At 52.8% G+C, this 5,695-nt stretch carries 3 protein-coding genes and 1 pseudogene; all 4 read left to right on the top strand.

The window, feature by feature from the left end; genetic code table 11:
• A pseudogene (locus QT222_RS07650) lies at positions 1-1,050 on the top strand (PKD domain-containing protein); the annotation flags it as partial.
• 342 nt (positions 1,051-1,392) lie between these two features.
• Positions 1,393-2,457 (top strand): ABC transporter ATP-binding protein, encoded by a 1,065-nt coding sequence (locus tag QT222_RS07645; protein ID WP_491476815.1) that lies wholly within the window; start codon positions 1,393-1,395, stop codon positions 2,455-2,457.
• The gene (locus QT222_RS07640; protein ID WP_014732660.1) at positions 2,450-3,298 is read left to right on the top strand and encodes an ABC transporter permease; all 849 of its coding nucleotides are present in this window, start codon (positions 2,450-2,452) and stop codon (positions 3,296-3,298) included. Before QT222_RS07645 ends, QT222_RS07640 begins: the two co-directional genes overlap by 8 nt.
• A gap of 179 nt (positions 3,299-3,477) precedes the next feature.
• Positions 3,478-5,695 (top strand): type 2 lanthipeptide synthetase LanM family protein (locus QT222_RS07635; RefSeq protein WP_491476814.1); only part of this gene is annotated, 2,218 nt, incomplete at its 3' end.

Here is a 5,695-nt window from a genome sequence, read left to right as displayed (position 1 = left end):
GGTCACAGTACTACCACGGTAAAATGGACCGACGCGGAGAAAGCAGCCGACTTCAACGTTGACCTCGACGCGATCCGCAACAACGTCTCCGATGGGTCACTGACGTTTGACTCACTCGGAACCCAAGCACTCGACTGGGCCAAACAGTTCCGGTCGAAGGGGCTGCCGGACCACGCCATCGCCCAACTGCTGCCGCGGTTGATGCTCTTGCCCGACAAGACCGAGGACCCGACTTTCCAAGGCCCCGGTCGCGCCGAGGCTTGGGACGAGACTGCCGGACCGGTCCCGGCCAGTAACGACCCCTCGCTGTTCTACCAAGAACAGTGGCCTACGGACGCACGAAATGAGAAAGAAGAGGAGGTCAAAGAGCGTGACCGAGTGTACTTCCAGGCGAAAAACGACCCCGCTTGGTCGGACGACTTCGAGTACATAGACAACTACGACAGCGCGCTGCTCGACACCCTTCAAAACGATACCCATCCAGCCACGGGTGAACCACTGGGTGGCGACCGATTCACTGCGAACGCACCCATGGAGGCGAACGCCGAAATCCACGGGAGCGATTGGTTCTGGCATCAAGTCCTGCTGTTCAAAAATACCAGCCCCGTTCCGTACCACCTTGACGGAGCCGTAATCTGGTGGCTCGGTCCGGCGAATTTCGGCAAGACGATGTCTGCCGGTGCGTACAACAACGAACAGCGACCGAGACCCGGATACGGGCACCCTCAACGTGATATCATCGAGATTACGCTCGAAGATAAACACGTACCAGAGGATTACGCCGACATCGACTCCACACTATCTGCCTACGCTGTCCGGCTTGCCTACCACGACTCGCCGTACAACATGCGGACCGCCTACCCCGGTCAGTACTGGTCGATCGAAGTCAGCGTCGGCGAACCGCTCACGAACAAGTTCGATACGCCCGAAAAGCGCCAGCGCGTCGTCGACATGATTGCCGAGACGGCCCACGTCGAACTGGAGACCGATATGGACCTCAACGACGACGTCGTCGATGCCATCGAACTGTACAACCGCGTCGGCAACTAACGGCAAGCGGTAGTTCGCTGGCACGGTCTGGTTAGCACCTCCTCGACCAACATCCGTCCATCAGTGCGTGATGCGGTCGGGGACGAATCCATTCACAGAACCGTTCGCATCTCGAACGGGCGTAGTTCGACAGCGTTCACGATTTCGAATGACGAACAGCGAAACGGCAATAGAAACATTAGAATAATATCATTTACAAGAATACAATTGTAATTGCTAGTCTCGTTGCTAGAGCCACTCGAACCAGATGACCAGGTTTGAACGGGGTGTGACCGCCGCTTTTAAATACGGATTCTCATACGACGTGTATTTTTTATATAGTGGCTGCAATTATCCGCCAGAATGTGTTCGCAATACGACAGAGAATACGGTGACCGAGGAGGTGGTGAACTCTCGAAATCTCGTTCGAAGCAACCAGCGGTCGAGGTTTCCAACCTTACAAAACGCTACGGGGATGGAGAGAATTCCGTCGAGGCAGTAAGTGGAGTTACGTTCAGCATCGAACAGGGGTCTATCGTTGGAATACTCGGACCAAACGGTGCTGGAAAAACGACGTGCATCAAATCACTGTTGTCCCTTGTCGTACCAACTGAAGGGACGACCAAAGTGGCAGGAGTAGATGTACAGCGGGACACGAGTACGGCATTCCAACGGATAGGAGCAGTTCTCGAGGGGACCCGAAACATCTACTGGAGATTGACTGTTCGAGAGAACATGCGTTTCTTCTCGGCAATTGCCGGACGAAATCCGGATACTATGGACCAACGGCACGAAGAACTTCTGACGAAGTTCAACCTCAAAGACAAAGAGGACACTGTCGTACGCGAACTATCCCGAGGTCAAAAACAGAAAGTCTCAATCGTGTGTACGCTGGCACGCAACGCTGAAGTCGTATTCCTCGACGAACCGACCCTTGGATTGGACGTAGAAAGCTCGATTGAACTTCGGAAAGAACTTCGAAATCTTGCAGACGAAGAGGGGATCACAGTCGTCCTTACGAGTCATGATATGGACGTCATTGAGAGTGTGTGTGACCGGGTGATTATCATGAATAGCGGGCAAATCATCGCAGACCGGCCGGTTGCAGAGTTGCTATCGGTGTTTACTACTCAGAAGTACAAAATCACAACCAAAGCTCCTCTCGCGACCGAACTCTACGAACAACTTGTGGAACAGTACGGGTTATCGAAACAGACGGAGGCAAACTCCAATGTGTACACGATTCAGGTCACGGGCGAATCGTTCTACGATGTCGTAAATCTACTTCAGGAGTACAACGTTCGGATACAGTCGTTTGACGCGGTTGAAGTTGCTCTGGAGGATGTCTTTTTACACCTGACGGGCGACGGAATGGACGAAACGGACACTGGTCAGCGCTTGCTCACCGAGGAGATAGCACATGAGTAATTCAACAGAGAACGAACGGAGTGAAAGACAAACTCGAAGAGAAGACTCACCTGATGGGTTACACACACTATTCGTTGAGATAGTCAAGATGCAATTCACTATTATGTACCGCTATCGGCTCAACTTCGTCGGTCAAATCGGGGGCGGGTTTCTGTTCTTTGTTATGTTATTCTTCGGCGGGTCCTTCGCGGCTAGTGCAGCTGGTGTGAGTGGCAACGCAATCGCACCAACGCTCGATGGATTCATCGTCGGCTGGTTCCTATATCTGGTCTCCCAGTCAGCATACAGTAGTTTGCCAGACAGCGTTACTCGTGAATCAGAGTGGGGCACACTCGAGCAGTTGTACATGTCCCCCTACGGATTCGGGAAAGTCATGAGTGCCAAGATTTTCGTGAGTCTCATTCAAAGTATTTCGATTGGAGCGATACTACTTATCATGGCCTTACTGGTCACGCAGCGTACACTCTCTATCGACGTTCCGACTGTGCTCCCGGTTCTACTGTTTGGTGCTCTTTCCGTGGTTGGAGTCGGGTACGCAGTTGCAGGACTAGCCCTCATTCATAAACGAATCTCCAGCTTCTACCAGTATATGCAATTTGCAATCGCCGGCCTCGTTGCGGCACCTCTAGCAGAGATTCCGTGGCTCAGACTACTGCCGGTAGTACAAAGCTCCTCGATGTTGCAACTGGCCATGCGAGACGGCGTCCGCCTGTGGGAATTTTCCGCGGTCGAGATTAGTCTCTTGATCGGCGTTGCCGCCCTGTACCTCCTTATTGGATACGCGATATTCATCTACTGTTCTCGTATTGCGCGCCATCGAGGAGTAATGGGACACTACTGAGTACACAGTGAGAACCGGTACACAACGATACTATTTCGTGTCCGGACTGGCTTTAAGATATTTATAATTGGGATGTAGACATGAAGTCGTATGGTAGAAGCCCAATTGGGAGTACGATTGATATTCAGAAGTGTTGTTGACAAATGTATTCCAGAGTTCGAGAAACCAGTCAGATAATAATGGCGGGAGTATTTACTGAGGAGTTCAAGCGGCTCATTGTCGGACGGTCACAAACACTGTTAGAGCGTGTAAAGAACCTAGACAACCTAGAAAACGCTCTTCGTGACGATTCCACAGCGGCCAAAGCGTACCAAGACTGGGAAGACGTATTCTTGCAAGAATCGATTCTCGACGCCCGCTTAGAGCAAAGTGGAGTAACGAGAGCAGACATTCGTCAGGCAGCGAAGATGGACAAACTGTCCGACAACGCCGAACTTCCCGATTGGATTTACACGCTTGACGATATCGTCGAATCGGTCCTTCAGAGAGATCCGGGAGAGCTTCAATGGTCAGAATACAATGCTGTCTCCGGTGAAGAGTACCCATTTGCCGAATTGCTCGCGGCAATCGCAGAAGCTGCTCGGGACCAGATAGCTGGAGACGAGGTCCGAGACGTCCTTTCAGATGAGGCCATCAATACGATGATGGACTGGTTCATCATACGGCTCAAGCGAAGGTTTGTTCGGATTCTATTTGTCGAATTCAAGACGTTCATCGCGAGTAGAGACCGCGATTTGGCCTTTGCGGACCCCGACGAGTTCGATGACCCGCCAACCAAATACTACGATGAATTCATTGAGTACATATTTGAAGGTGGGTTCGCGGACCTATGTCAGGAATATCCGCTGTTCGGTCGACTGCTCGTCTGCCAGATACGGCAGTGGTGCGAACACATTCAAGAGTTTAGTCAACGGCTGCAAGCGGATCGAAAAGCCCTCGAAGACACGTTCGCCGACGACGGTGAACTGGGTCGCATTCAAAGCTTAGAACCGCTCGCCGACGACACGCACGGGGACGGGAGGGCCATCATGCGAGTTTCGTTCGACGCCGACGTGACAGTCGTGTATAAACCCCGGAACGTAGATGCCGGGGCCACGTTTTACAGTGTTCTCGACCGGCTGAATGCCGAACTCGACGTCCCTGACTTTTTGATTCCCACATACCTCCCCCGGGATGGGTACGGCTGGATGGAATGGATTGAATCCACTGAATGTACTGATACCGACGCTGTCGAGCGGTATTACCGGCGTGCTGGTTCCCTTACTTGCATTGCGTATCTGCTTCACTTCACCGACTGCCAGTACGAGAACCTCGTCGTCTCGGGCGAGCACCCGGTGTTAGTTGATGCGGAAACCGTCTGTGCACCTTATTTCTACACCGATAAGAGACCGTTCCCCACCGGAACGGGGGTTCTGATGAACCGGAGTGTCTTTTTGACGCTCTTGCTCCCGATGGGGTCCAGAGAAGACGACCAGCTCTCCGGCCTCGGAGAGGCAACTGCCGGTTTCAGCGTCTCTGCCGAGGAACGGGAGATAGAAGACCTCACGAACTCCGTCGTAGCCGCAGTCAATACAGATCTGATGAACGTCCAGCACGTTCCATCGAAATTCGACCGAAGTGAGAATATCCCCTCGGTAGACGGTGAAGAGTTCCGCCCAGATGAATATCTCTCCGAGATCATCGATGGGTTCCAAACGACGTACGAAACGATTATCGCCCTCCGAGACTCCGGAAAACTCTCATCGATTGGCTTACCAGATGCGTTCGAGTCCATCGAAAACCGTACTGTCTGGCGGCCAACAATGAGGTATGCGGCTTGTATCGATTCACTGTCTGCACGGTTGACGCTTCACGACGGCGCGTGGTTCGGGGCAGAGATCGAACGCCTGTCCGTCCCGTTCTTTGACGGTCGAATCGACGACCCGGATGTCTGGCCGATTTATAAATCAGAGTACCAGAAGATGTGCCAGTTTGAACCACCGAGATTCAGCTGTAAGACCGACGAAACAGCCATTCGAATGAATGGGACTGAAATCGGTGTGAACGCGGACGTCCCGGGGCTAACTGTGAGTCGAGAACGTATCGAATCAGCAGATAGAGAGGATATGCTCACACAAATCGAGTTTATTCGCGGTGCATTCGGAACAGCTCCAGACCCCAATAAATCAGAATATATCGATGTCTCGGCAACGCCCCGCCAGATAAGTGACGAGCGCCTCCGGGAAGAAGCGAGAACACTCTTCGAGTCGGTTAAATCTGCGACAGTGCAAACCGACACCGGCCAACGACACTTCTCGTCTGTTGTCCCACGGTCAGAATCGTCACGCCTCGCGCTACAACCCGGTGACCACTCTCTTTATAGCGGCCGTAGTGGCCCTGCACTTCTCGGAGCAGCGC

This window comes from Haloferax sp. s1 (assembly GCF_058382125.1).
The sequence above is the reverse complement of the archived record's forward strand: the minus strand, read 5'-3'. Positions and strand labels throughout refer to the sequence as shown.

Excerpts from the sequence above, each read along its gene's own strand:
- QT222_RS07645 (WP_491476815.1), top strand. The coding sequence starts at position 1,393 with ATGTGTTCGCAATACGACAGAGAATACGGTGACCGAGGAGGTGGTGAA.
- QT222_RS07640 (WP_014732660.1), top strand. The coding sequence starts at position 2,450 with ATGAGTAATTCAACAGAGAACGAACGGAGTGAAAGACAAACTCGAAGA.